Annotated in this window: 22 protein-coding genes, 1 tRNA gene, 1 other RNA gene and 1 pseudogene; 8 read left to right on the top strand and 17 right to left on the bottom strand. The window is 72.0% G+C overall.

Annotated features, from left to right (window positions below; all coding sequences use genetic code 11):
- Positions 1-10: 10 nt before the first annotated feature.
- Positions 11-658 (bottom strand): annotated as a pseudogene (locus AC0OO9_RS19680) (hypothetical protein); the annotation flags it as partial.
- 404 nt (positions 659-1,062) lie between these two features.
- Positions 1,063-2,004, bottom strand: coding sequence for a phytanoyl-CoA dioxygenase family protein (locus AC0OO9_RS19675; protein ID WP_484511461.1), 942 nt, complete (start codon positions 2,002-2,004; stop codon positions 1,063-1,065).
- Between the two features lie 189 nt (positions 2,005-2,193).
- On the opposite strand from AC0OO9_RS19675, the gene AC0OO9_RS19670 reads away from it, so the two are divergent.
- Positions 2,194-3,234 (top strand): DUF4034 domain-containing protein, encoded by a 1,041-nt coding sequence (locus tag AC0OO9_RS19670; protein WP_484511460.1) that lies wholly within the window; start codon positions 2,194-2,196, stop codon positions 3,232-3,234.
- 70 nt (positions 3,235-3,304) lie between these two features.
- On the opposite strand, the gene AC0OO9_RS19665 is transcribed toward AC0OO9_RS19670, so the two are convergent.
- Both AC0OO9_RS19665 and AC0OO9_RS19660 read right to left on the bottom strand, forming a co-directional pair.
- Positions 3,305-3,377: transfer RNA gene (locus tag AC0OO9_RS19665), tRNA-Ala, on the bottom strand.
- A gap of 86 nt (positions 3,378-3,463) precedes the next feature.
- The gene (locus AC0OO9_RS19660) at positions 3,464-4,054 is read right to left on the bottom strand and encodes a YqgE/AlgH family protein (RefSeq protein ID WP_089001872.1); all 591 of its coding nucleotides are present in this window, start codon (positions 4,052-4,054) and stop codon (positions 3,464-3,466) included.
- 150 nt (positions 4,055-4,204) lie between these two features.
- Here AC0OO9_RS19660 and AC0OO9_RS19655 point away from each other — a divergent pair, with 150 nt between their 5' ends.
- Positions 4,205-5,008, top strand: coding sequence for an S-methyl-5'-thioadenosine phosphorylase (locus AC0OO9_RS19655; RefSeq protein WP_484511458.1), 804 nt, complete (start codon positions 4,205-4,207; stop codon positions 5,006-5,008).
- A 63-nt stretch (positions 5,009-5,071) separates the two neighbouring features.
- Positions 5,072-6,667 (top strand): benzoylformate decarboxylase, encoded by a 1,596-nt coding sequence (gene mdlC / locus AC0OO9_RS19650; protein ID WP_484511457.1) that lies wholly within the window; start codon positions 5,072-5,074, stop codon positions 6,665-6,667.
- A gap of 21 nt (positions 6,668-6,688) precedes the next feature.
- On the opposite strand, the gene AC0OO9_RS19645 is transcribed toward mdlC, so the two are convergent.
- The 10 genes from AC0OO9_RS19645 to pruA form a co-directional block, all read right to left on the bottom strand.
- Positions 6,689-7,651 (bottom strand): hypothetical protein, encoded by a 963-nt coding sequence (locus tag AC0OO9_RS19645; RefSeq protein WP_484511456.1) that lies wholly within the window; start codon positions 7,649-7,651, stop codon positions 6,689-6,691.
- Positions 7,652-7,691: 40 nt separating this feature from the next.
- Entirely contained in the window at positions 7,692-8,162 is a 471-nt protein-coding gene (locus tag AC0OO9_RS19640; protein ID WP_484511455.1) for a hypothetical protein, read from the bottom strand.
- Between the two features lie 190 nt (positions 8,163-8,352).
- Positions 8,353-8,728, bottom strand: a transfer-messenger RNA (tmRNA) gene (gene ssrA, locus AC0OO9_RS19635).
- 104 nt (positions 8,729-8,832) lie between these two features.
- Positions 8,833-9,312, bottom strand: a complete 480-nt coding sequence (gene smpB / locus AC0OO9_RS19630; RefSeq protein ID WP_132233612.1) for an SsrA-binding protein SmpB — start codon at positions 9,310-9,312, stop codon at positions 8,833-8,835.
- A gap of 136 nt (positions 9,313-9,448) precedes the next feature.
- Positions 9,449-10,324: a permease-like cell division protein FtsX gene (gene ftsX / locus AC0OO9_RS19625; protein WP_484511454.1), complete on the bottom strand. Its 876-nt coding sequence runs from the start codon at positions 10,322-10,324 to the stop codon at positions 9,449-9,451.
- A gap of 65 nt (positions 10,325-10,389) precedes the next feature.
- A complete protein-coding gene (gene ftsE, locus AC0OO9_RS19620) occupies positions 10,390-11,070 on the bottom strand; it encodes a cell division ATP-binding protein FtsE (RefSeq protein WP_089001878.1) in 681 nt (226 codons plus the stop codon).
- Positions 11,071-11,188: 118 nt separating this feature from the next.
- Positions 11,189-12,310, bottom strand: coding sequence for a peptide chain release factor 2 (gene prfB, locus AC0OO9_RS19615; protein WP_484511453.1), 1,122 nt, complete (start codon positions 12,308-12,310; stop codon positions 11,189-11,191).
- 199 nt (positions 12,311-12,509) lie between these two features.
- Positions 12,510-13,025, bottom strand: coding sequence for a PadR family transcriptional regulator (locus AC0OO9_RS19610; RefSeq protein ID WP_357576468.1), 516 nt, complete (start codon positions 13,023-13,025; stop codon positions 12,510-12,512).
- 117 nt (positions 13,026-13,142) lie between these two features.
- Positions 13,143-13,946, bottom strand: a complete 804-nt coding sequence (locus AC0OO9_RS19605; protein WP_484511452.1) for a tryptophan 2,3-dioxygenase — start codon at positions 13,944-13,946, stop codon at positions 13,143-13,145.
- Positions 13,947-14,049: 103 nt separating this feature from the next.
- Positions 14,050-15,678, bottom strand: a complete 1,629-nt coding sequence (pruA, locus tag AC0OO9_RS19600; RefSeq protein ID WP_484511451.1) for an L-glutamate gamma-semialdehyde dehydrogenase — start codon at positions 15,676-15,678, stop codon at positions 14,050-14,052.
- A 250-nt stretch (positions 15,679-15,928) separates the two neighbouring features.
- Here pruA and AC0OO9_RS19595 point away from each other — a divergent pair, with 250 nt between their 5' ends.
- Entirely contained in the window at positions 15,929-17,080 is a 1,152-nt protein-coding gene (locus AC0OO9_RS19595; protein WP_484511450.1) for a hypothetical protein, read from the top strand.
- A 54-nt stretch (positions 17,081-17,134) separates the two neighbouring features.
- On the opposite strand, the gene AC0OO9_RS19590 is transcribed toward AC0OO9_RS19595, so the two are convergent.
- Positions 17,135-17,644, bottom strand: a complete 510-nt coding sequence (locus AC0OO9_RS19590) for a DUF6912 family protein (RefSeq protein WP_132233598.1) — start codon at positions 17,642-17,644, stop codon at positions 17,135-17,137.
- 217 nt (positions 17,645-17,861) lie between these two features.
- On the opposite strand from AC0OO9_RS19590, the gene AC0OO9_RS19585 reads away from it, so the two are divergent.
- A complete protein-coding gene (locus AC0OO9_RS19585; RefSeq protein ID WP_121396459.1) occupies positions 17,862-18,089 on the top strand; it encodes a helix-turn-helix domain-containing protein in 228 nt (75 codons plus the stop codon).
- Between the two features lie 104 nt (positions 18,090-18,193).
- On the top strand, positions 18,194-18,790 hold the full coding sequence (locus AC0OO9_RS19580; RefSeq protein WP_484511449.1) for an Rv3235 family protein: 597 nt from the start codon (positions 18,194-18,196) through the stop codon (positions 18,788-18,790).
- Between the two features lie 223 nt (positions 18,791-19,013).
- Here AC0OO9_RS19580 and secA read toward each other — a convergent pair whose 3' ends face one another.
- Positions 19,014-21,935: a preprotein translocase subunit SecA gene (gene secA, locus AC0OO9_RS19575; RefSeq protein ID WP_421457361.1), complete on the bottom strand. Its 2,922-nt coding sequence runs from the start codon at positions 21,933-21,935 to the stop codon at positions 19,014-19,016.
- A 160-nt stretch (positions 21,936-22,095) separates the two neighbouring features.
- Between secA and AC0OO9_RS19570 the strand changes: the two genes are divergently transcribed.
- Together AC0OO9_RS19570 and AC0OO9_RS19565 are read left to right on the top strand one after the other, a co-directional pair.
- The gene (locus tag AC0OO9_RS19570) at positions 22,096-23,259 is read left to right on the top strand and encodes a GNAT family N-acetyltransferase (protein WP_484511448.1); all 1,164 of its coding nucleotides are present in this window, start codon (positions 22,096-22,098) and stop codon (positions 23,257-23,259) included.
- A complete protein-coding gene (locus AC0OO9_RS19565; RefSeq protein WP_484511447.1) occupies positions 23,256-24,365 on the top strand; it encodes a GNAT family N-acetyltransferase in 1,110 nt (369 codons plus the stop codon). The genes AC0OO9_RS19570 and AC0OO9_RS19565 overlap by 4 nt, the downstream gene beginning before the upstream one ends.
- 58 nt (positions 24,366-24,423) lie before the next feature.
- Here the strand turns inward: AC0OO9_RS19565 and hpf are convergent, their stop codons facing one another.
- A complete protein-coding gene (gene hpf / locus AC0OO9_RS19560; RefSeq protein ID WP_132233588.1) occupies positions 24,424-25,056 on the bottom strand; it encodes a ribosome hibernation-promoting factor, HPF/YfiA family in 633 nt (210 codons plus the stop codon).
- Positions 25,057-25,305: the final 249 nt, after the last annotated feature.

The following is a 25,305-nucleotide window of genomic DNA, read 5'->3' as shown; positions in this document are numbered from 1 at the left end:
CAACGCCGTTCCGCCACTGCTCGACGGTTTCTCCGCGGAGCACGCTGAGCAGGGCCTCCTTGTTGTCGAAGCTCGTGACCTTGTTCCGGTCCTCGCTGAGGTGGATGTGCCACAGATGAGACGGATCGGACGACACCGCGACGTCGTACCGGAAGTCCCAGCCCTCCACCGTGTTGTCGGTGTCGGTCTGCCCGTAGAACTCCCGCCATCCGTCCAGACGCGGATCGCTCGAATCCTTGCCCGAGGCCATGAGGCGGCTGGAGTAACGGGCGATGTTGCTGTAGTCCGAGGTGGCAGCCAGGTCGCCTGAGGGTAGGTGCAGATCTGGATTCGGGCCGACCCCGTCGGCCAACAGCTCCAGGCTCTGCGCTTCCGGGAAGGTCCAGTCGTAGGCGGCGGCCTTGTCCGACGGGCCGCCCTGGTCCTCGCTGTCTCGGACGGAGTAGTTACTTGGGTCATTGGCTGCGCGGGTGTTGTGATAGCCCGACTTGGCGGCGTAGATCCCGCCGTTTTCGGAGCCTGGTTCGAGCTTGATCAGCTCCTCCATGAGCCACCACGAGGCGTCGGTGATTCGAGCTGGATTCGGGTTTTCGTCGGCACTGGCCATGCTGGGTGCCGTGACGACGCCGGCGCCGAGAAGTGCCGGAGCGAGGACCATGGCGAGGATGGTGGGCAGGGGCCGTACGGCGACCCTGGTGCGGCTGCGTCGCATGAATGCCTTCCTGAAGGACCAATCTGCTTCAGCGACAGTGCCTGCCCCCTCTTCACAGATGGTTCCGCCAGACTCAAGAGCTCCTCCAGCCATGCTTGACCGCGAGAGAGGTAGGGCCCACCGGATCACTCCGCCGCCGGCACGACCGCCGGAACTTCCGCACGGGCGGAGGGTGGAGTGCGCCCCTACTGTGGGCAGCTTGTCCCGCGCTGGAGCACACCCGGCCGGAGCGCAGGTCCGACCTGCTGGACCATCTGCGGTAGGTGGCGACCCGGGCAGAAACGCAGAAGCCCGGCGCGGGCGGATCGGCGAGATACCGTCCCCACGCCGGGGCTTCCCGGAAACTCCGGTCAGTAGATGTCGGCGTACGGCGACGCGCGGGAGAACGCCCTGAGCACGTCGAGGTCGTAGCCCTCCTCGAAGTTCGTCAGCTCCGTCAGCAGGTCCTCCGGCTCGTACCGGTACCGGCCGGCCCAGGTCTCGAACGACTCGACCTGTGCCGGGTCGGCGGCGCTGAAGCAGCGGTAGCCGCGCGGCGAGTTCCCGATCACCTCGTCGACCGCCGGGGCGAACCGGATGTCGATGTTCCACCGGATGCGGTCCGACACGTTGGGCGTCGAGCGGTGCAGCGTGGTGTCCGTGAAGATCACCACGTCGCCGGGCTCCATCCGGGCGGTGCTGACGGGGCCGTCCCCGACGGCCTCGTCCGACGTGCCGTACTCGCCGTTGGGCAGGCGGTCGCGGGAGATCCAGCCACGGGTGTGCGAGCCGGTGACGAACTGGAGGCAGGCGGTGTCCTCGTCGACGGGCACCAGCGGGATCCACACCGACAGCAGCGGCCCGCTTGAGGCGTCCCAACCCTTGTAGTAGTAGGCGTCCTGGTGCCAGGCGACCTGCTGGGTGCGGCCGTGGGGGTCGCGCGGCCGGGCGTTCCAGACACCGTGCGCGTAGACCTCGTCGCCGATCAGGCTGCGCACCGGGCCGAGCAGCTCGGGGGTGCGCCACAGGTCGTACACCGGCCGGCCCACCAGGATCCGCCGCCAGGCGGCCGGTACGCGGACCTGGCTGGACTCGATCAGGCGCAGGTAGCGCTGGTCGTACGGCAGGTCCGCGAAGGTCTCCGTGATCACCCCGCGCTCCTGCCACTGCCGGGCGAGGTGGTCCACGACGCGGCTGAACGAGCCGTGCAGCGCGTCCAGCGTCCCGGTCGGGAGCACGCCCCGCAGGATCAGGTGCCCGTCGCGCCGGAACTGGTCCAGTTGCTCGGCTGTCAACGCGTGGGGGTGGTCCACCATCGGCTCCTTCGCTGGCCGCACAGGATCGGGCCCAACCACCCGGCGGGGGAAAGGCCTCCAGTGGGGCGATCGTGACAGAAGGCCCGGTGGGCGACAACGCCTCACTTGTGCGACAGGACCCCTATTCCTGAGGGGACCAGGTCCGGGCCCGAGGAGGACACCAGCCGACGCCTACCATCCAGGATTGTGATCTCGACCGTGTGGCGGCTGCTCACCCGCCAGATCGATACGAACCCGGCCCAGGACGACGCCGTGCTGCGCGAGGCGTGCACGCAGGCGCGGTACGGCTCCGACACCGAGTCCGCCCGGAAGGCTCTGGCTGCCACCCGAGGTGACCACGACCGTCGGGCGCGGTACGTCCGCGTCATGGCCGAGTCGACCGCCGGTGGGCTGGGCTCCCGGGTCGACCCCGCGACCGGCCGGGTCGACACCTCGGCCGCCTGGACCGACCGCTGGGCGGCGCGCACGCCCACCAGTCCGGATGCGCAACTCTTACGTGCCCGGTCCCTGGTGGCACGGGCCTGGGAGGTGCGCGGCGGGGACTGGGCCGCCAGCGTCCGCCCGGCGCAGTGGACCGAGTTCAACCGCCTGCTGCAACTGGCCCGGCAGGTGAACGATCTGGCGATGCGGCTCGCCCCCGAGGACCCCACGCCGTACGTGAACCTGTTGGACCTGATGATCGGCCAGAGCACGCCACGGGAGGACGTCGAGGAGACGTGGCGTGAGCTGACCCGGCGCGACCCCTGGCATCGGGAGGGGCACATGCTCAAGCTGACCTACCACTGCAGGAAGTGGAGCGGCTCGCACGAGGCGATGTTCGGCTTCGCCCGGTCGGTCGCGGAAGCGGCACCCGTGGGGTCCCCGCTGCACGTGCTGCCGGTACAGGCCGCCGCCGAGTGGGCGCTGTGGGAGCAGGAGCGCGCGTCCCAGGGCAGCGCCGCCGGTGAGGTCAGCGAGCGGTGGCGGCAGGACCCGGTCATGCAGTCGGATCTCGACAACGCGCTGTCCCGGTGGTTCCACCAGCCGGCCACCCGGCACGCCGACTGGCTGAACGACGCGAACATCCTGGCGTACGGGCTGGCGCGCACCGGCCGCGACGCCGACGCCGCGCCGGTCTTCGCCTCGATCGGCCGGTACGTGACAGGCGTTCCGTGGGGCTGGTGGGACGGCGTACGCGGAGACACCGCCTTCATGCAGGCCCGCCGCCGCGCCCGCCGCGCCGCCTGACCGGCCGGAGAACAGATCAGCGGCCTGGTCGAATCACTCTCGACCAGGCCGCTCACCTGAAAAACAAGGGTGGAGCCGAGGGGACTCGAACCCCTGACCCCCACACTGCCAGTGTGGTGCGCTACCAGCTGCGCCACGGCCCCTTGCCTCGTCCCGGTCACCCGGGCACGAGAGAACTATACACAGCGCCCGCCGCATGGTCATCTCGCGGGGGCCCACCCCGCGCGGCTCAGTTGAGCGCCACGTCCGGCGGGAAGTGCGCGACCGCCGCCATCATGCCGCCCTGGCGGCGCAGCACCATCGGCCACAGGTCGTCCGGCCGGTCCACGAAGGCGTCGCCGGGCAACGCGTCCAGCACGAACCAGGAGCCGTCCTCGATCTCCTGCTCCAACTGCCCCGTGCCCCAACCGGAGTAGCCGGCGAAGACCCGGATGCCGGTGATGCCCTCCCGCAGCGGCCCCGGGTCGACGGAGAGGTCGAGGGTCCCGACCGCCCCGGAGACCTGGTGGAATCCCCTGAGCCGCTGCACCGGGTGGCGCATCCGGGCCAGGCAGATCGCCGAGTCGGGCTGCACGGGGCCGCCCTCGAAGAGCACCGCCGGGTCGCGGGCCAGGTCGCTCCAGTCGCCGAGCACGTCGGCGACCGGCACCTCGGTGGCCCGGTTGAGCACCACACCGAGGGCGCCGCCGGGCTCGTGCGCCACCAGCAGCACCACCGTACGGTCGAAGTTCGGGTCCTTCAGCGCCGGCGTCGCGACCAGCAGCCGCCCGGTCATCGACCCCGTCGCCCGCCCGCCGATCGCCTGCCCCTCTCCCTGCATGCCGGACACCCGTCAGACCGACCGGACCGGGACGCCCGGGGGCACCGGTGTCATCCGCGCTGTGAACGCCATGCCTGGCACCATAGCTTGCCCCCGGGGCGGTGGCTAAGGTCTGACGTGCGGTAGATCGGCGGACACGAGGGAGGGCCGATGGGTCCCACGGCGGAACTCGCGGTGATCGGCGGTTCGGGGCTCTACGCGTTGCTCGACAACGCGACCGAGCACGTGGTGGAGACGCCCTACGGGCCGCCGTCCGACGCCGTCACGATCGCCGAGGTCAGCGGCCGGCGGGTGGCGTTCCTGCCCCGTCACGGCCGGGACCACCGCCACCCGCCGCACCTGATCCCCTACCGGGCCAACCTCTGGGCGCTGCGCTCCCTCGGCGTACGCCAGGTGCTCGCCCCCTGCGCCGTGGGCGGTCTGCGGCCGGACCTCGGGCCGGGCACGTTCGTGGTGCCCGACCAGCTGATCGACCGCACCAGCGGACGGAGGCATACCTACTACGACCGGGGCGCGGTGCACGTCTCCTTCGCCGACCCGTACTGCCCCTCGGGCCGGCGTACGCTGCTGGCCGCCGCGGCCGGCCGGGACGTGCCCGCGGTGGACGGCGGGACGGTGGTGGTGGTCGAGGGCCCGCGCTTCTCCACCCGTGCCGAGTCGCGGTGGTACGCCTCGATCGGCGGCACGGTGGTCAACATGACCGGCCACCCGGAGGCGGTGCTGGCCCGCGAGCTGGCCCTCTGCTACTCCTCGATCGCCCTGGTCACCGACCTCGACGCGGGCGTGGAGGGCGGCGGCGCGGTGACGCAGGAGGAGGTGTTCCGGGTCTTCGGGGAGAACACCGACCGGCTGCGGGGCCTGCTGCTGGCGGCCGTCGCCGCGCTACCGGCCGAGCGGGACTGCGCCTGCGGGCACGCGCTGGACGGCATCACCCTCCCCTTCGCACTCCCCTGAGGTGCAAGGAAGCAGCGGCGAAAAGCCCTGGTTGCCTGAGTCATCCGGATAGATTCAGAGGCGATGGCTACGGTCCGCGATACCACGTACGACCTGCTCCGGGCCCTCGGCCTGACCACGGTCTTCGGCAACCCCGGCTCCACGGAGGAGCCGTTCCTGCGCGACTTCCCGGACGACTTCCACTACGTGCTCGCCCTGCACGAGGCGTCGGCCGTGGGTATGGCGGACGGCTACGCCCAGGCCACCGGCGGAGCGGCGCACGTCAACCTGCACACCGCCCCCGGCACGGGAAACGGCATGGGCAACCTGGTCACCGCGTGGCACAACCGCACCCCGCTGATCGTCACCGCCGGCCAGCAGACCCGGGAGATGCTGCTGATCGAGCCCCGGCTGGCCAGCCGGCGGGCCACCGAGTTGCCCCAGCCGTACGTGAAGTGGAGCCACGAGCCGGTCCGCGCGCAGGACGTCCCGGCGGCGTTGATGCGGGCGTACGCGACGGCGGTGCAGCCGCCCGCCGGGCCGGTCTTCCTCTCGCTGCCCCTCGACGACTGGGCACAGCCGGCCGACCCGCCACCGCCGGTGCGGACGGTGGCGACCCGGTTCGCGCCCGACCCGCGCCGGCTGCGCGAGTTCGCCGCCGTGCTGGCCGCCAGCAGCGCGCCCGCGCTGGTGCTCGGCGCGGCCGTGGACCGGGCGGAGGGCTGGCCCGCCGCCGTGGCGCTGGCGGAGCGGCTCGCCGCGCCGGTCTGGTCGGCGCCCGCGCCGGAGCGGGCCGCCTTCCCCGAGGACCATCCGCACTTCCGGGGGGTGCTCCCGTTCGCGATGGGGCCGCTCTCGGAGGCGCTGGACGGGCACGACACAGTGCTGGTGGTCGGCGCGCCGGTCTTCCGCTACTACCCGCACGTGCCGGGCGACCACCTGCCCGCCGGGGCCCGCCTGCTGCACGTCACCGACGACCCGGACGAGGCGGCCCGCGCGCCGGTGGGCGACAGCCTGCTCGCCGACGCCGGGCTGGCCCTGGCCGCCCTGGTCGACCTGCTCCCGGCGGCGGACCGGCCGGCGCCGCCGGCGCGCCCCGATCCGCCCCCGCCGGCGGACGGGCTGCCGCTGGCCCCGGACGCCCTCTTCGCGGCCCTGGCCCGGCACTGGCCGGCCGACGGGATCCTGGTCCAGGAGTCGCCGTCCAGCCTGCCGGCGCTGCGCCGCCGGCTGCGCGCCACCCGCCCTGGGTCGTACTTCACGATGGCCAGCGGCGGCCTCGGATACGGTCTGCCGGCGGCGGTCGGCATCGCGCTCGCGCAGCGCGACACCGGCCGGGGGCGGCCGGTGGTCGCGGTGATCGGGGACGGCTCGTTCCACTACTCGGTGCAGGCGCTCTGGACCGCCGCGCGGCTGCGCCTGCCGCTGGTCGTGGTGGTGCCGGTCAACCAGCAGTACGCCATCCTGAAGGCCTTCGCCGACTTCAAGGACACCCCGGGGGTGCCCGGGCTGGACCTGCCGGGGCTGGACATCACCGCGATCGCCCGGGGCTACGGCTGCACGGCCACCGTCGTGGAGACCCCGGAGCAGCTCGGCGACGCCCTGGCCGCCGGCCTGCGCGCCGACGGCCCGACGGTGCTCCCGGTGCCGGTCAGCACCGAGGTGCCCCGGCTCCTGTGAGCCGCCGCCCGGTGGCTCCCGTCAGCGCGTCGCGAGGCGCAGCGGCGTGCCGGTGAGCACGTCGAGGATCGGCCGGTCGCCCAGCGGCGCCTTCAGCGTGGCGGTGACCGGTTCCATCTTGAGCATCGCGTTGCACACGCCGGTGGCGCGGATCACACTGCCGCCCACCACCACGACATCGTCGCGCTCCTGCACCATCGGGGTGATCCCGGTGTCGCAGCTGCCCACGCCGAGCCGCCAGGTCAGCTCGGTGCCGTTCACGGACTGGATGTCCTGCGCACCGACCAGGCCCTCCGGGGCCGGGCCGGCGGGCGGGGCGGGCTCGGGCGGGGCGGTGACGGCCTGCGGCGCCACGGCGAGCCGGGCCACCGGCACGGTGATCTCCTCGACCGTGAACAGCCACGCCGGCACCTGCGCCTCGCCCCGGCTGGTGCGCACCGGCGCGGTGCCCAGCTTCACGGCCGTGACCGTCAGCGGGACGCAGGCGGTCTGCGAGTTGCTGCTCACCGGGCCGTCGGGCCCCGGCTCGATGGTGGGGCCGCCACCGGGGAGCTTGGACCCGGGGTCCTTGGGGCGGCCGTCGCACGGCGGCGGATCGCCCTGGTCGAGCTGCCCGTACGCGGTGGCGGCGCTCACCAGCGGGACGGTCAGCGTGCCGTCCGGAAACTTGATGGTGCCGTCGGCGGGCTGCGCGACAGGCAGGTCGACCTGCTCGCGGTACCAGCCGTTGAGGAAGGCGATCTTGGTCTCCCCGGTGAAGCCCGGGTCGCCGACGAGCACCGTCGGGTCCTGCATCGGCACGTAACCGGACTTCCACGCCGGAAGCGGTCGCCACAAGTCGGCCACCTCGGTGGCCCGCTGGGCGAAGGCGTCGCGGCGCGGGTCGGAGTCGACCGGGTCGACGGCCGGGTCGGAGCCGGCCGGCGCGCACCCGGCGACGATCATCAACAGCGGAAGGCCCAGCAGGGCGGCGGTACGGCGCATGTGGGTTGGACGCCGGTACGCCCACGCCGGTTCCCCCTGGTCAGGTCTCTCCGCCGAGATCCGTCTCGTACGCCTCCCAGAGCAGGTCCGCGCCGCGCTGCCGGTGCCGGGCCAGGGCCCGTAGCAGGTGCGCGGCCCGGCCGAGGAGGTCGTCGAGCGAGGCGTCCGGCAGTTCCGCCGCCTGCTGGAGGGCGCTCAGCGCGGCGGTGATGGCGACGTGCTCCCGGGCCAGCAGGCGCACCCCGCGTTCCAGCCGGGGCGCCTGGCCGAGCACCTCGGCGTAGAGGCCGGCGGGCCCTTCGGTGACCCGGACGTGCTCCGTGAAGCCCCGTTGCACGGGGCCGAGCCCCACGAGGAAGCGTTCCCGCCAGCGCGGTCCGGCCGGCGCGACGGCCAGCGCCCGGGCGAGCGGGTGCAGGTCCCCGGGCGGGGCGCCGGGGAGCCGGCGCGCGGCGGGCGGCCGGAGCCCTCCGGGCGGGGTGGGCGGCTGCTGGATCGGACCGGTGACCATGGGCACCTCCCGCGTCGCGTCTGACCGCGTACAGCGATGGTGGACCCGCACGTCCGCCCTGTCCAGAGGCGGGACGGGCCTCATCGGTCCCGTCCGTCCCTCCTGTCCCGTGCGACCCGGCCGCCCCAGTGCCGACCGGTCCGGACACGACGATGCGCCCCGGTCCGGTGGACCGGGGCGCATCGTCTGGTGGTGGAGGTGCCGGGAATCGAACCCGGGTCCTTCGCCGGTTTGTCAGGGCTTCTCCGAGCGCAGCTCGCTGTGCCTCTACTCGGCCCCACCGCTCACGCGAGCAAGTTGGTGTGACGGGCCCAGTCGCTGATTGATCTCGCCGCACGGACCCCGCGACCGGGTCCGATTGGCCAGCCTTCTAGCTGATGCCGGCTAACTGGGTCGAAGGCGCTCCCAGGCCGACAGACTCACTACTCGCCTCAGGCGGCGAGAGCGAAGTCAGCGCGATTGTTCTTGGCGCTTATTGGTTTCCGACGACCGATTCTCGAGACGACGTCGGCTTCCTCGGCTCGCTTCCCCTGTCGCTGCGTACGAAGTCGAAACCAGTCACCCCCTCGACAGGCCGCCGATGTGGCGGCACTGACAAGCGTAACGCCTGCCGCAACGGGTTTCATCCCGAGCCCCCGGCGGGCGCGTCGAACCGGACAGGACGGACACCTCAGTCGTCCATGCCCTTGCCACGCCGGCCGGCGACCCGGGCGATCTCCCGGTCCGCGTCCCGCTTGGCGAGGTCCTGCCGCTTGTCGTACGACTTCTTGCCCTTCGCCAGGGCGATCTCCACCTTGGCCCAGCCGTCGGAGAAGTAGACCTGCAACGGCACCATGGTCAGGCCGCCCTCGCGGGTCTTGCCGATCAGCCGGTCGATCTCCAGCCGCTTGAGCAGCAGCTTGCGGGTCCGCCGGGGCTCGTGGTTGGTCCACGTGCCCTGCGTGTACTCGGGGATGTGCATCCCGTGCAGGTAGAGCTCACCGTCGCGCTCCTGCGCGAACGCGTCGACAAGCGACGCGCGCCCGGCCCGCAGCGACTTGACCTCCGTGCCGGTCAACGCCATGCCCGCCTCGTAGGTGTCGAGGATCGCGTAGTCGTGCCGGGCCTTCTTGTTGGAGGCGACGACCTTGCGTCCCTTTTCCCGTGGCATCGGCGCCACCCCCTTTCCGGTGATCCGCGCCGGACGTGACCGGCCGCGGAGCGGAGATCATGCTACCCGAACGGCAACGGCCCTCCCACGCCGTTTGTTCCTGGCGCGGGAAGGCCGTCGTCGAGCCGTACGGGCGTCAGACCCGCAGGTAGAAGCGGAGCGTGACCCAGGCGGTGATCGCGCTGACCAGGCCACCGACGCCGGCCATCAGCGGGAACATGAACAGGATGTCGCCCCAGCTGATCGGCGAGAGCAGGCCCTGCAGCGCCTGGAGCGACCCGTCGAAGAGCAGGTACTTGGCCGCGATGAGCGCCACCAGGCCGAGCAACGAGCCGATCAGGCCGGCGACCACGGCCTCCAGCACGAACGGCGCCTGGATGAACCAGTTCGACGCGCCGACCAGTTTCATGACCGCGACCTCACGCCGCTTGCTGTACGCCGCCACCTGGATCGTGTTGGCGACCAGGAGCAGGGCGGCGACGGCCATCACGATCGCGGCGGCCAGGGCGATGTTCTGGATCGCGGTGAGGATGTCGAAGATCTTGTCCAGCAGCCGGCTCTGGTCGACGATCTCGTCGACCCCCTCGGCGTCCTTGTACTGGTCGTAGATGTTCTTGTACTGCTCGGGATTGTTCAGCGTGAGCCGGTACGACTCGGGCAGGCTGTCCGCCTTGACGGCGCTGAGCAGGTCCGGCGCGTCCTGGAACATCTCCTGGAAGCGCTTGTACGCCTCCTCCTTGTTGACGTAGATGACCTCCTTGACCAGCGAATCGGCCTTCAGCTGGGTTTCCAACGCGCCGCGCTGCTCAGGGGTCACCTCCTGCGTGAGGAAGATCGAGACCTGGATGTTCTTGTAGTAGAGGTCCTTCATGTCGTCGACCTGGCGGTACATGAGACCGCTGGCGCCGAGCATGGTCAGCGAGACCGCCATCGTGATGATCATCGCGATGGTCATGGTCACGTTGCGCCACAGTCCGACCAGTACCTCGGACAGGACGTATTTCACGCGCATCGGGATTTCCTCCGGGTCTCCGGCATGAGGTGTTCGTCGTCAGGCTGCGCAGGGGTGGCGTCGACTCAGCCGTAGACGCCGCGGGCCTGGTCGCGCACGATGCGGCCGCTCTCGATCTCGATGACCCGGCGGCGCATCTGGTTCACGATGTTGGAGTCGTGCGTGACCATCACGACGGTCGTGCCGGTGCGGTTGATCCGGTCCAGCAGGCGCATGATCTCGATCGAGGTGTCCGGGTCCAGGTTTCCGGTCGGCTCGTCCGCGAGCAGGATCAGCGGACGGTTCACGAACGCCCGGGCGACGGCGACCCGCTGCTGCTCACCACCGGAGAGCTCGTGCGGGTAGCGGTGCTCCTTGCCACCGAGTCCGACCAGCTCCAGAACCTCGGGCACGACCCGGCGGGCGACCGCCTTGGTCTTGCCGATCACCTCGAGGGCGAACGCCACGTTCTCGTACGCGGTGCGGTTCGGCAGCAGCCGGAAGTCCTGGAACACGCAGCCGATGGAACGCCGGAAGTGGGGTCGCTTCCAGGAACGCATCGACGTGACGTCCTTGCTGTTGACGACGACCCGGCCCTTGTTGGGCGAGACCTCGTGCAGCAGCAGCTTGATGATGGTGGACTTGCCGGAGCCGGATGGACCGATGAAGAAGACGAACTCACCCTTCTCGATCGAGACGGACACGTTGTCGAGCGAAGGCCGGGACGCCTTCGGGTACGTCTTCGTCACTTGCTCAAGCTGAATCACGGGTCGTGAGTCTACGCGGTGTAACCGAGGAGCCAAGCCCCACGCCCCGCCGTTGCGAGTCGCGTCATCCAATCCGGGCGTACCGGGAAGATCGACGACGCGCTCCGCCCACGGTTGATCACGCAGCGTCGCCGGCGAGCTGCTGCTGCTTGCGCCACCGGATGCCCGCCTCGAGGAACTTGTCCAGGTCGCCGTCGAAGACCGCCGTCGGGTTCCCGGTCTCCTGCTCCGTCCGGAGGTCCTTCACCATCTGGTACGGGTGCAGGACGTACGAGCGCATCTGGTCGCCCCACGAGCCGGCGGCGTCCGTCTTGAGGCCCTGGAGCTTGGCCTGCTCCTCCTGGCGCTTGCGCTCCAGCAGGCGGGCCTGGAGCACCCGCAGCGCGGACGCCTTGTTCTGCAACTGGGACTTCTCGTTCTGGCAGGTGACCACGATGCCGGTCGGGATGTGCGTGAGCCGCACGGCGGAGTCGGTGGTGTTGACGCTCTGCCCGCCCGGGCCGGAGGAGCGGTAGACGTCGACGCGCATCTCGTTCTCGGGAATCTCGATGCTGTCGGTCTGCTCGACCACCGGCAGCACCTCGACGCCGGCGAAGCTGGTCTGCCGGCGCCCCTGGTTGTCGAAGGGGCTGATCCGCACCAGCCGGTGGGTGCCCGACTCGACGCTGAGCGTGCCGTACGCGTAGGGCACCTTGACCGTGAAGGTGGCCGACTTCAGGCCCGCCTCCTCGGCGTAGGAGGTCTCGTAGACCTCCGTCGGGTAGCCGTGCCGCTCCGCCCAGCGCAGGTACATCCGCAGCAGCATCTCGGCGAAGTCCGCCGCGTCCACGCCGCCGGCGCCGGCCCGGATGGCGACCAGCGCCTCCCGGGAGTCGTACTCGCCGGAGAGCAGGGTGCGGACCTCCATCTCCTCGATGGCCTTGCCCAGCGAGGCGATCTCCGCCTCGACCTCGGTGAGCACCCCCGGGTCGGACTCCGCCTCGGCCAGTTCCAGCAGCACCTTGGCGTCGTCGAGCCCGGAACGCAGGCTGCCGAGCTTGCTGATCTCGCCGTTGACGTGCGACAACTGGGAGGTCACCTGCTGGGCCTTCGCCTGGTCGTCCCACAGGTCGGGCGCGGAGGCCTCCTGCTCCAGGCGGTCCTTGTCCGCGCGCAGCCGGTCGATGTCGAGCACCGCCTCGATGTTGCGCAGGGTGGCGTCGAGGTCCTTGAGCTGTTCGGCGTAATCGGCAGCGGTCACGACAGACAAGGGTACTGCTCGTGCGAGGAGTGAGCTTGCGAGCCCCGCAGTCACGAGCCAAAAAGACCCAGCTCGTGCGAGGAACGGGCCTGCGAGCCCCGCAGTCACGAGCCAAAAAGACCCAGCTCGTGCGAGGAACGGGCCTGCGAGCCCCGCAGTCACGAACCTAAAGACCCAGTTCGCGCGAGGAGCGGGGCGGTCAGGCGACCGGGGCGCTCTTCAGCCAGGACAGGGCGGCCTTGTGGTAGGCGACGGCGAACTCCAGCGCGCTGGCGTCGTACGCGTCGCCCTCCTTCTTCGCGTTCTTGACCTGCTCCCGGACCTTGGCCAGGGCCTCGGTGTGGTATTCGTTGGCCGCGGCCTGGAGGTTCTTGAGCTGGCTGGCCGAGTGCAGCTCGCCGAAGGCGATCCGCAGGGCGATCGGGTTACGGATGGTGTCCCGCCCCGGCTCCTCGGCCAGCCAGCGGGAAAATGTCCGTTTTCCCGCTGCGGTGATCGCGTACGGCTGGCTGGAGCGCGGTCCGGGCTTGCCCATCCGGACCAGGCCCCGCTCGGCCAGCACCGGCAGCTCCCGGTAGACCTGACTACGCGTCATCGACCAGTATGGCGCCAGTCGGCGCTCGGCGGCGGCCATCAACTGGCCACCTGTCATGGGGCCCTCGTGGAGCAGCCCGAGCAGGGCCGCCGCCGTGGGGTTGACTCCGGAATCCGCCATGCCCCTCACGCTGCCACTTTGCCGACGCGGCGTCCAGGATTTGGCATTTTCGCCACCCGGTCGGGTTCCTATGTGCACTGTCGGCGCGAGACAGTGCGTCGAGGAGGCGCGGGACGGTCACAGTCGGCTACGCAGCTCCCACAGCTCCGGGTAGAACCGGGTCTCCACGCGGGAGCGCAGATAGGCCCCGCCGGCCGAGCCCCCGGTGCCGGGCTTCGTGCCGATCTGCCGCTCGGCCATGAGCACGTGCCGGGCCCGCCACAGCGAGAACGCCTGGTCGTGGGCGACCAGCGCCTCCGCGAGGTCCCACAGCGGCCCGAACCGCTCCCGGTCCCCGGCGATCGTGGCGTACGCGGCGAAGCGCGACTCCGCCTCGGTGACGTCGAAACCGGCCCGGCCGAGCACGGCCAGGAAGCCGTCCCAGAGGCTGGGCTCGGCCAGCCGCCGCTCCAGGCGCTCCCGCTCGACGTCGGGCAGGCCCCGGAAGCGGCGCAGATAGTCGGGGTCCTTGAGGCCGGAGAGGAACTCGATCTCCCGGAACTGGGCGGACTGGAAGCCCGAGGCCGGGGCGAGCTTGGTGCGGAAGGCCAGGAAGTCCTGTGGGGTCATGGTGTCGATCACGTCGACCTGACCGATCAGGACCCGTTCCACCACGTGGCAGCGCTCCAGCCGGACCCGGGGCAGGTAGGTCTCACCGTCCAGCATCCGGTCCCGGGCGTCGGTCAGCTCGGAGAGCAGCAGCTTGAACCACAGCTCGTAGACCTGGTGGATGGTGATGAAGAGCAGCTCGTCGTGGGAGGCCGGATCGGACTCCGGCACCTGGGCGGCCAGCAGGTCGGCCAGCCGCAGGTAGTCGGTGTAGGTGAGCAGGCCACCCTGCTCGCCGAAGTGGGGATCCTGCGCGGGGGTGGGGTGGGTCACAGCGGCCACCGTACCGCCGTCGCCCCACCCCCGCCCGCTGGCGAGGAAGGGCCCCTTCCTGTACGCGAGGCGTCAAGAAGGGGCCCTTCCTCACATCTCAGCCTCAGCCCATGTGGGGGTAGGTGTGGTCGGTCGGCGCGACGAAGGTCTCCTTGATCGTCCGGGGCGACATCCACCGGACGAGGTTGTGCCAGGAGCCGGCCTTGTCGTTGGTGCCGCTGGCCCGGGCGCCGCCGAAGGGCTGCTGCCCGACCACCGCGCCGGTCGGCTTGTCGTTGATGTAGAAGTTGCCGGCGGCGTACCGCATCTTCTCGGCGACCGCGTCGACCACCCGGCGGTCCGTCGCGAAGATCGACCCGGTCAGGGCGTACGGCGCGATCGCCTCGGCCTGGTCGACCACGTCGTCGAAGCGGCCGTCGTCGAAGACGTGCACGCCGAGGATCGGCCCGAAGTACTCGGTGGTGAACGTCTCGTGCGCCGCGTCGGTGCACTCGAACAGCGTGGGCCGGACGAAGAAGCCGACGGAGTCGTCGGCGGTGCCGCCGGCGAGGACCCGGCAGGCGTCGTCGCCGGAGATCAGCTCCAGGGCGGCGCGATGCCGGTCGAACGCCTTGGCGTCGATCACGGCGCCGCCGAAGTTGCCGAAGTCGGTGACGTCGCCGTAGGTCAGGGACTCTGCGGTGGCGGCCAGCCGGTCGCGCAGCCCGCCCTCCCACAGCGACCGCGGGACGTACGCCCGGGACGCCGCCGAGCACTTCTGGCCCTGGTACTCGAAGGCGCCGCGGATCAGGGCGGTGTGCAGGGCGTCGACGTCGGCGCTGGTGTGCGCGACGACGAAGTCTTTGCCGCCGGTCTCGCCGACCAGCCGGGGGTAGCCCCGGTAGCGGGAGATGTTCTCGCCGACGGTCCGCCACAGGTGCTGGAAGACCTTCGTGGAGCCGGTGAAGTGGATGCCGGCCAGGTCCGGGTCGGCGAGCACCACGTCGGAGACCTCCTCGCCGCGCCCGGTGACCATGTTGATCACGCCAGGGGGCAGGCCGGCCGCCTCGAACAGCCGCATGGTGAAGTGCGCGGCGAACTGCTGGGTCGGGCCCGGCTTCCAGACCACGGTGTTGCCCAGCAGGGCCGGCGCCGAGGGCAGGTTGCCGGCGATGGCGGTGAAGTTGAACGGGGTGACCGCGTAGACGAAGCCCTCCAGCGGGCGGTGGTCGAAGCGGTTCCACACCCCCGGCGACGACATCGGCTGCGCCTCGAGCAGCTCCCGGGCGAAGTGCACGTTGAACCGGAGGAAGTCGATGAACTCGCAGGCCGCGTCGATCTCGGCCTGGATGACGGTCTTCGACTGGCCGAGCATGGTGGCCGCGTTCAGCGTGTCGCGCCACGGGCCGGCGAGCAGCTCGGCGGCGCGCAGGAAGATCGCGGCCCGCTCCTCGAACGGCAGGGCCCGCCACATCCCGGCGGCGTCCTTGGCGGCCTTCACGGCGGCGCGGGCGTCGTCGTGGGTGGCGTGTGCGGTGACGCCGAGCACGTGCGCGTGCTTGTGCGGCTGCACGACGTCGATCGACTCGCCGCCGGCCATCCGCTGCTCACCGGCGATGGTCATCGGCAGGTCGATCCGCTCGGCGGCCAGCTCGGTCAGCCGCCGCTGGAGCCGTTCCCGGTCGGCACCGCCCGGCTCGTAGTTGCGGACCGGCTCGTTGCGCGGCTCGGGTACGGAGAACACAGCGTCCATCAAGGCTCCTGGCGATCTCGACAGCGGTGGCGAAACCGGACCCGCGGGCACCGGCCGGGTGACCGGCGCCGACGCCGTGCCGGGTTGACCGGTCACGGCAGCGGGACCTCTCCCGATTCTTTCACGCCCCACCCCCGGCCCTTCCACCCTGCGCGGGGCGGGCCACGGGGGCGGGCGTGGTGGACGCGTACGCTGGGTGGCCGGTGAACTGCCGGCCCACCGGGGCCGGGCGTCCGTCGGAGGGAACACGATGACCAAGCAGCCCGGCAGCTCCGCAGCCGCGGAGTCGGACCGGTCGGCGCCGGCCGGCGACGCGGTTCCCGAGACGACGGACGCCGTCGGGAAAACCGCCACCGGCACGACGGACGCCGCCGGGGACACCGCCGCCGAAGCGCAGGACGCCACCGGCGCCGCACCGGTGGACGAGACCGACGCGACCGGGGCCGGACCCTCCGTCGACCCGCGGGGCGGGACGGCGCTGCCGCTCGCGCCCGGTGCGCCGGTGCTGGCGCTCCTGGCGCTCGGGTGGCTGGCCGCGATGCTCTGGTCGACCCGCGAGGTGATCAGCTCCGCGGCGGCCGGGCTCACCGCCATCAGCCTCTCCGCGTTCGCACTGCCGGGGGTCATCTCGGCGGCGCTGGTCGCCGGCGCCGGCTTCGCCCTCTTCGGGGTCGACCTGCTCGCCCGCCGGGGCAGCGAGCGGGTCACCCTGCGCTTCGTGGCGGCGATCGGCACCGGCCTGCTCGTCGGGCTCGCCGCCGCGTTCGCGATCAACCTGACGTACGCCGACAACGCGACCACCAACGTGATCGCCGCCACCACCGCCGCGGCCGCGACCGTCGGCGGGGCCGTCGCCGGCGCGCGTAGCGGGTCCGTGGTCGGGGCCGTGGTGGCCGCCACCCTCGGCACGCTGATCTTCGTGGTGGCCTTCAGCCGGGCCCGCGACCCGCTCTTCGACCTGTTCGGCGGCGGCGACGGCCAGGAGTCGCTGCTGAGCGCGGCCAAGTGGGTGTCCCGCACCGAGTCCCTGCTCGCCGGCCTGGTGGCCGGGCTGCTGGCCTTCGGGTACCTGACCCTGGCCCGCCGCCGGGCCGCCCGGCTCGACGCGGCGGCGCCCGCGTCCCGCTGGCCCGCCTACCTGCTGGCCGGCGCCGGCCCGGGCCTGCTCCTGATCGTCGCCGAGGTGATCATCCGGGTCGGCGGGCGGTCGCTGCTCGACCTGGCCGGGGCGCTGAGCGAGGCGGACGCGGTGGCCCAGACCTCGCTGGGCACCTCCCGGATCGACAACGCCATCTGGGTGCTCTTCGTCGGCGCCCTGACCGCGATGATCGCCTTCGGCCGCACCCTGGGGCCGGCCCACGCCGACGACGACGAGCCGGTCGAGGCCGCCCCCACCCGCTGACCTGGCGGCACCCGTCCCGCGCCGACTTTCCGCCGTCTGGCGGCGCGCGGGAGGTCAGGAGGTGGCGCGGAGCAGCAGGTCCAGCTCGGTGACGTCGTACCACTCCAGCTCGTGGTCCTCGGCGCCGTCGACCGTGAACTGCGCGTCCGGGTCGCCGGCCAGGGCCTCGGTGACCGCCTCCGCCGCAGCGGAGACGTCCTCGACCGCGTCGGCGCCGTCCACGTGGACGGCCGCAACGGCGCCCACCGGCACGGGGGCACTCAGCTCGACCGCGCTGGAGCCCAACTCCCCGTCGCCCCGGCCCACGGCCGAGGCGGGCAGGTCGACCGAGACGACGATCCGGCGGCGGGGCGCGTCGGGGTCGGCCCGGAGCAGCTGCAACGCGTCCTGGGCGGCCCGGGTGAAGGCGACGTACTCCAGTTCCTCCTCGTCGCCCTCGGCGTACCACTCCCGCAGGGTGGGGGTCACCGCGTGCGCGGCGGCCACCGGCAGCCCGGCGCCACGCAGGAGGGTCAGCATCGGGACGGTCGCCGGCACGTACACCCGGACAAGCTCCTCGGTCACCGGTCGTCTCCCCCGTTCAGGTCCCTGCGCCGGCTTCCGCCGGCCCCGGCCGATCATGCCCTATCCCCGTGACCGTCATACACCGCGCACCTTCTGCGGTGGAAGCGTCCGACCGGTGTGTCCCGGGGCGGCTCGGCGCAGGTCGCGCCCGGGTGGCTGGGTCATGTCGGCCGTCGGTGGCAAACTGAAGCAAACGACGCCGACCCCGGGAGTTTTCGTGGAGCCGAGGTTCCTGCTGCTCTCCGACGTGGCCACCGAGCTGAACGTGTCGGACTCGCAGGTCTACCACATGGTGCGCAGCGGCGAGCTGCCCGCGATCAAGATCGGCGGGCGCGGCCAGTGGCGGGTGGAACGCGCCCGGCTGGAGGAGTACATCGAGCGCAAGTACGCCGAGACGGCCGACTGGGTGCGGAGCAACCCGCTGGCCGACCGCGACCCGGAGTAACCGGACCGATCCGCAGGGCCATTGACCGTAGGCTCTGCCATGCCCGAGAATAGAGCCTGTCGGAGGCAAACGAAGGCAAACGCAAGATCGTGGGAGGTTACCGGATGACCGATCACCGCCGACCCGGGCCGGCGCGCCCTCCCGTGCGGCTACGCCCCGCCCCCTCGTTCGAGCCGCCGTTCACCGACGACGACGCCGCCCACTGGCCGGCCCCGGGTCACGCCCAGCTCGTCCTCGACCTGTTCGAGCCGTCCCGACGCGAAGCCGACCGGCCGCCCGGCCGACGACAGCGGCCGGTCCCGACCGGCCCCGGCCGTCGGCCCGCCGCCCCGCTGCCGCTGGACGCGCTGGTGACCGCCACCCCCGAGGCGACCCGGGCCGCGCACCGGTTCGTCCGCACCTGCCTGGAGGTGCTCAACGGCTACCGCTCGCCCGGGCAGCTCAGGCCGCTGCTCGACCCGACCCGGGCGGCCGGGCTGCTGCCCGAGCTGGCCCGCGCCACCGCCCGCTCCGGCCCGCTGCGCCGCCGGTCGACCCGCCCGGCCGTACGCCTGCTCCGGCTGCGGGTCTGTGAGCCGCGCACCGCCGCCGTCGAGGTGGCCGCGGTGCTTGCCGGCACGGGCGGGCGCACCTGGGCGATGGCGCTGCGCCTGGAGCACCGCCGGGGCAGCTGGCTCTGCACGGCCCTCCAGGTGCTCTGAGCCACCGGGCTCCAGCCACGACGTGGCGGGGCGCGGGCCGCGCATGGTGCTCACCCACGAGCCCGGGGCGGACCTGGTGCGCGCCGACCCGGCGGTCGCCGAGGTGCGCACCCCCGGCCCGGGTGGCCAGCCGCGCGGACGGTGGCCAAGACGGAAACGAGCCGTGGTCCACGAGGACCACGGCTCGACTGCTCCGGCGGGCGCGGGCCCGCTCAGTTGCCGGTCACGCGCCGCCGTTGGGGGCGCCGTGGCAGCGCTTGTACTTCCGGCCGGACCCGCACGGGCACGGCGCGTTGCGGGACGGGCCGTTGCCGGCCTCCGCCTGCCCCGACGCCGCCCGCCGGTTGTTGCCGGCCGGGACGCCCGGGCCGCGCAGACCCGACGCCGGCCGCTGCGGCGCCGCCGGGGCGGTCGTGCCCGGCGCGGCCGGGGCGGCCGGTGCCGGACGACCGACGCCCAGCGCGGGCGCCTGTTGCTCGGCGTGCTCGACGGCCACCGCACCGGCGCCGGCCTCGCCGTCGATGGTCGGCGCGGAGTATTGCAGGCCCTGCTGCTGCGGGGCCCGGCCCAGGCCCTTGGCCCGGATCTCGACCGGCTTGTCGAGCAGCTGGACCTCCTCGGCCTCGGGCTCCGGCTCGTTGACCTGGACCTCGAGGTTGTAGAGGAAGCCGACCGTCTCCTCCTTGATGCCGTCCATCATCGTCGCGAACATGTCGAAGCCCTCGCGCTGGTATTCCACCACCGGGTCGCGCTGGGCGTACGCCCGCAGGCTGATGCCCTCCTGGAGGTAGTCCATCTCGTAGAGGTGCTCGCGCCACTTGCGGTCGATGACCTGGAGCAGGACCATCCGCTCCAGCTGGCGGGTGCCCTCCTCGCCGAGCTGCTCCTCGCGCCGGTCGTACGCGGCGTGCGCGTCCTCCTTGAGGCGGGAGAGCAGGAAGTCCGCGTCGATGCCGGCCCGCGAGCCGCCGGCCTCCTCCTCCATCTCCTCGATCGTGATGCCCACCGGGTAGAGCTGCTTCAGGCTGGCCCAGAGCTGCTCCAGGTCCCAGTCCTCGGCGTAGCCGTCGGCGGTGGCCCCCTGCACGTACGCGCCGACGACATCGTCGATCATGTTGCGGACCTGGTCGGAGAGGTCCTCGCCGTTGAGCACCCGCAGCCGCTCGGCGTAGATCACCTGGCGCTGCTTGTTCATGACCTCGTCGTACTTGAGGACGTTCTTGCGGATCTCGGCATTCTGGCCCTCGATCTGGGCCTGCGCGCTCTTGATCTGCTTGGTGACCATCTTCGACTCGATGGGCACGTCCTCCGGGATGTTGAAGCGCTCCATGACCGCCTCGACGGCGCCGGAGCGGAAGCGCTTCATCAGCTCGTCCTGGAGCGAGAGGTAGAAGCGGGACTCGCCCGGGTCACCCTGCCGGCCCGACCGACCGCGCAGCTGGTTGTCGATGCGCCGGGACTCGTGCCGCTCGGTGCCCAGCACGTAGAGGCCACCGGCGGCGGCGACCTCCTCCGCCTCGGCGTCGCAGGCCTGCTTCCACTGGGGCAGGACCTCCTCCATCGCCTTGGCGTACTCCTCCTCCTGCTCGACCGGGTCGAGGCCGCGCTGGCGCAGCTCGTTGGCGGCGAGGAACTCGGCGTTGCCGCCGAGCAGGATGTCGGTGCCACGACCGGCCATGTTGGTGGCGACGGTGACGGCGCCCTTGCGGCCGGCCTGGGCGACGATCTCGGCCTCACGGGCGTGGAACTTGGCGTTCAGGACGGAGTGCGGGATGCCGCGCCGGCGCAGCAACTGGGAGATGATCTCGGAATTCTCCACCGAGACGGTGCCGACGAGCACCGGCTGACCCATCGCGTGCCGCTCGGCGATGTCCTCCACCACGGCGTTGAACTTGGCCTTCTCGGTCTTGTAGATCACGTCCGGCCGGTCCTGGCGGACCATCGGCCGGTGGGTCGGGATCGTCACCACACCGACCTTGTAGACCTTGTTGAACTCGCCCGCCTCGGTCTGGGCGGTGCCGGTCATGCCGGAGAGCTTCTCGTAGAGGCGGAAGTAGTTCTGGAGGGTGATGGTGGCCAGGGTCTGGTTCTCCTGCTTGATCTCCACCCCCTCCTTGGCCTCGATCGCCTGGTGCATGCCCTCGTTGTAGCGGCGGCCGTGCAGGATGCGCCCGGTGAACTCGTCGACGATCAGGACCTCGCCGTCGCTGACGATGTAGTCCTTGTCGCGCTTGTAGAGCTCCTTGGCCTTGATGGCGTTGTTGAGGTAGCCCACCAGCGGGGTGTTGACCGACTCGTAGAGGTTGTCGATGCCCAGCCGGTCCTCGACCTTGGCCACGCCGCGCTCGGTGACGGCGATGGTGCGCTTGGAGTGGTCGACCTCGTAGTCGCCCTCGCCGTCCTTGCCGGCCTGGAGCCGGGCCACGACGCCCGCGAACTCGCCGTACCAGCGGGCGGAGTGCTCGGCCGGGCCGGAGATGATCAGCGGGGTGCGGGCCTCGTCGATCAGGATCGAGTCGACCTCGTCGACCACCGCGAAGTTGTGGCCACGCTGGACCAGCTCCTCCTTCGACCACGCCATGTTGTCGCGCAGGTAGTCGAAGCCGAACTCGTTGTTGGTGCCGTAGGTGATGTCGCACTCGTAGGCGGCCCGGTGCTCGGTGGCCGGCCGGTTGGGCAGCACCACGCCGACGGTGAGGCCGAGGAACTCGTGCACCTGGCCCATCCAGGCGGCGTCCCGCTGGGCCAGGTAGTCGTTGACCGTGATGACGTGCACGCCCTTGCCGGAGAGCGCGTTGAGGTAGACCGGCATGACCGAGGTCAGGGTCTTGCCCTCACCGGTCTTCATCTCGGCGATGTTGCCGAAGTGCAGCGCCGCGCCGCCCATGACCTGGACGTCGTAGGGCCGCTGGCCGAGCACCCGGGCGGCCGCCTCACGGCAGACCGCGAACGCCTCCGGCAGCAGGTCGTCGAGGGTCTCGCCGTCGGCGAGCCGCTCCTTGAACTGGTCGGTCATGCCGCGCAACTCTTCGTCGGTGAGGTTGACGTAGTCGTCCTCGATCGAGTTGACGGCGGCGGCGATGGCCTTGAGCCGGCGCACCATACGGCCCTCGCCCGCGCGGAGGACCTTTTCCAGAATCGACACGGATCAACGCTCCCCTAGACAGTCTCGACCCATCGTAGGCGCTTCATCGGCGCGATGGTCACTGGTGGCGGCCCTCCGTGACGGCGAAACCGACATAACGCGCCCGACTCGCGCCGTCCCGCCGTAATCCGGTTACGCCGTCCGCGAACGTTCCGGCACGATGGCTCGGGTGGAGCCTGTGGAGATCACCGAAGACGGCCTGTTGCTGCGACCCTGGCGGGCGGGCGACGCCGACGCGGTGCACCGGGCCTGCCAGGATCCGGACATCCAGCGCTGGACCACCGTACCGCGCCCGTATCTGCCCGAACACGCCCACAAATTCGTCACCGAGGTGGCCCCGGCCGACTGGACGAAGGGCACCGGGGCGCCGTTCGCGGTCTGCGACGCCGAAACCGGCGAGCTGCTCGGCTCCTGCGGGCTCGTCTCGATCGACACCGGCCTGCGCTCCGGCGAGATCGGCTACTGGGCCGCACCCTGGGCCCGGGGCGCGGGCGTCACCGTCCGGGCCGCCAGGGCCGTCGCCCGCTGGGCCTTCGACGCGCTGGAGCTGCGTCGGGTGATCTGGCAGGCCGAGGTCGGCAACCACGCGTCCCGGCTGGTCGCGCTCCGGGCCGGCTTCCGCGTCGAGGGCCGGCTGCGGCTCGCCGACCCCGCCCCCGGCGGCAGCGCGGAAGGCTGGATCGGCTCGCTGCTCCCCGGCGAGGTGCCCGCCGCCGGCGAGACCGGCCCGGCCGGACCGGGCACCCTGGAGGCCCGCCGGGCCGCCGTCTTCGGCCGGCCCCAGCCCGTCGTCTTCGCCACGGCCGGCGCCACCGACCTGCGGCTGCGCCCCATGGAGGAGCGCGACCTGGACGCGGTCGTCGACACCTGCCGCGACCCGGAGAGCATCCGGTGGACCACCGTGCCCGACCCGTACGAGCGGGCGGACGCCGAGTCGTACCTGCACTTCGGCCGGGGCACCTGGGCCGGCGGCACCAGCGCCTGCTTCGTGGTCGCCGACGCCGAGGACCGGTACGTCGGCACGATCGACCTGCGGCTCTCCCCCGCCGACCCGCTGCTCGCCGACGTCGGCTTCATGACGGCGCCGTACGCCCGGGGGCGCGGCTTCATGCCGGCCGCGCTGACCGCGCTCAGCGCCTGGGGCTTCACCACGCTGGGCCTGGCCCGGGTCGAGTGGAAGGCCAACGTCGGCAACACCGCATCCCGTCGGGTCGCCGAGAAGGCCGGCTTCACGGTCGAGGGCACCGCCCGGGGCGGGCTCACCCACCGGGGCCAGCGGGTGGACGCCTGGGTCGGCGCGCTGCTCGCCGGGGACCTGACGTGACGCCCGAGGTGATCGAGGCCGACGGGGTGCGGCTGCGGCAGTTCCGCCCCGCCGACGTCGCCGACCTGACCGCCGGCTGCGGCGACCCGGTCAACCTGCGGTTCAACCCCGGCATGCCGCAGCCGTACACCGAGGCCGACGCCCGCTGGTGGATCACCGAGGGCGCCCCGGCGGCCTGGGCCGCCGGCGGGGCCGCGTACGCCATCGCCGACCGGACCACCGACCGGCTGGTCGGCGGCGCGGGCATCGGCCAGGTCGTGCCGCCGCGCCGGCAGGCGGAGGTGGGCTACTGGGTCGCGCCGTGGGCGCGGCGGCGCGGGATCGCCAGCGCCGCGACCCGGGCCCTGGCCGACTCCGCGCTCCGGCACGGTCTCCACCGGCTGGAGCTGATGACCCACGCCGAGAATCCGGCCAGCCAACGGGTGGCGCTCGCCGCCGGCTTCACCAACGAGGGGGTACGCCGGTCGGCCGGCCAGCTACGCGGCGGCGGCCGGACGGACCTGCTCGCGTGGGTACGCCTCGCCGACGACCCGCCCGGTCCCGCCCCCCGGCTCCTGCCGGACCTGCCCGACGGCCGGCTCACCGACGGCGTGGTGACCCTGCGCCGGCTCGGCCCGGACGACGTCGACGTGATGTACCGCCTGCACACGCGGCCGGAGGTGGTGGCGAACCAGGCCCCGCCGGTGCCGCCGACCCGGGCGGCCGTCGAGCGGCGCTGTCTGCTGGCCGAGAGCGCATGGCTCACCGGCACCATCGCCCGGCTGCTGATCGTCGACGCGGTCACCGGCGAGCCGGCGGGCAGTTGCGGGCTCAGCCTCTCCGACCCGGCGGCCGGCGAGGGCTCGGTCGGCTACGCGCTGCTGCCCGACCAGCGGGGCCGGGGGCTGGCCACCAGGGCGGTGCGGCTCCTGGCCGGCTGGGCGTTCGGCCCGGCCGGGATCGCCCGGCTGGTCGCCGGCACCGTGCCCGACAACACCGCCTCGCACGGGGTGCTGGAGCGGGTGGGATTCCGCCGGGAGGGCCTGCTGCTCGGGCGGCTGCCGGGACTGGCCGGCAGCCGCATCGACGACCTGCTCTTCGGGCTGCTCCCCGACGAACTCCGCTGACCCGCCCGCCCTCGGCGGCCGTGGTGGCGGGTGGGCCGCCACCACGGCGCCGGAGGGGTCAGACGGCGAGGGAGATGATTCCGTAGTCGTAGGCGTGCCGCCGGTAGACGACGCTCGGGCGGCCGGACTCCTTGTCCTGGAACAGGTAGAAGTCGTGGCCGACGAGTTCCATCTGGAACAGGGCGTCGTCGACGGTCATCGGCTCGGCGGGGTGCACCTTCTCCCGCGCGATGTGCCAGGGCTGGTCGTGTTCCTCCTCCTCGACCCGTTCGGCGACGGCGGTGGCCGTCCCGACGCCGTCGGGGGACGCGCCCAGCGGCGCGTCGAGGCCGGCCACCGGCAGACCGGCGGTGGCGGCGGCGACGGAGAGCGGCGCGTGCCGGCCCCGGTGGACGCGACGGCGGTCGGCCGCCCGGCGCAACCGGGTGTCCAGCTTGGCGATGGCCGCGTCGAGCGCGCTGTAGAAGTCGTTCGTGCAGGCCTCCGCCCGGATCACCGGGCCACGGGAAACGCAGGTGATTTCGACGCGCTGGCAGTGGTCGGCCTGGCGCGGATTGCGCTCGTGGAACAGCTCCACATCGACACGAATAAGTTTATGGTCGTAGCGTTCGATCTTCGCGAGTTTCTCCGCCACGTGCACCCGGTAATGATCCGGCACTTCGACGTTACGGCCCTTGACCACGATGTCCATGTGACCTCCCTAGTTCGGACGGTCGTTCGTTCCGGCATCCGGTCGCGCGCCCTGGGGGAGGGCCCCACTCGGCGTCGACCGGTCAGTGCGGCTACGCCTCCTTTCACCACCGGGGGCGGATGGAAACACCTCCTACCCCCGACACGAAAACGCTAACTCCTGTTCGCCCGACAGTCACCCCCGGTCGCCGGGACGGCCAACAATTTTTCGCAGCTCATACACCAACGGGTGAAACGGAAACACGCACCG

It is taken from the genome of Micromonospora sp. USAFONa4 (genome assembly GCF_057197825.1).
The sequence above is the reverse complement of the archived record's forward strand: the minus strand, read 5'-3'. Positions and strand labels throughout refer to the sequence as shown.

What these genes read in the sequence shown, in the direction of transcription:
- hpf (WP_132233588.1), bottom strand. Translation starts at nt 25,056, where the DNA reads ATGGACATCGTGGTCAAGGGCCGTAACGTCGAAGTGCCGGATCATTAC.
- mdlC (WP_484511457.1), top strand. Translation starts at nt 5,072, where the DNA reads ATGGCTACGGTCCGCGATACCACGTACGACCTGCTCCGGGCCCTCGGC.
- AC0OO9_RS19660 (WP_089001872.1), bottom strand. Translation starts at nt 4,054, where the DNA reads ATGCAGGGAGAGGGGCAGGCGATCGGCGGGCGGGCGACGGGGTCGATG.
- pruA (WP_484511451.1), bottom strand. Translation starts at nt 15,678, where the DNA reads ATGGACGCTGTGTTCTCCGTACCCGAGCCGCGCAACGAGCCGGTCCGC.
- smpB (WP_132233612.1), bottom strand. Translation starts at nt 9,312, where the DNA reads ATGCCACGGGAAAAGGGACGCAAGGTCGTCGCCTCCAACAAGAAGGCC.
- AC0OO9_RS19645 (WP_484511456.1), bottom strand. Translation starts at nt 7,651, where the DNA reads ATGCGCCGTACCGCCGCCCTGCTGGGCCTTCCGCTGTTGATGATCGTC.
- AC0OO9_RS19610 (WP_357576468.1), bottom strand. Translation starts at nt 13,025, where the DNA reads ATGGCGGATTCCGGAGTCAACCCCACGGCGGCGGCCCTGCTCGGGCTG.
- AC0OO9_RS19595 (WP_484511450.1), top strand. Translation starts at nt 15,929, where the DNA reads ATGACCAAGCAGCCCGGCAGCTCCGCAGCCGCGGAGTCGGACCGGTCG.
- AC0OO9_RS19655 (WP_484511458.1), top strand. Translation starts at nt 4,205, where the DNA reads ATGGGTCCCACGGCGGAACTCGCGGTGATCGGCGGTTCGGGGCTCTAC.
- AC0OO9_RS19640 (WP_484511455.1), bottom strand. Translation starts at nt 8,162, where the DNA reads ATGGTCACCGGTCCGATCCAGCAGCCGCCCACCCCGCCCGGAGGGCTC.
- AC0OO9_RS19580 (WP_484511449.1), top strand. Translation starts at nt 18,194, where the DNA reads ATGACCGATCACCGCCGACCCGGGCCGGCGCGCCCTCCCGTGCGGCTA.
- AC0OO9_RS19570 (WP_484511448.1), top strand. Translation starts at nt 22,096, where the DNA reads ATGGCTCGGGTGGAGCCTGTGGAGATCACCGAAGACGGCCTGTTGCTG.
- ftsX (WP_484511454.1), bottom strand. Translation starts at nt 10,324, where the DNA reads ATGCGCGTGAAATACGTCCTGTCCGAGGTACTGGTCGGACTGTGGCGC.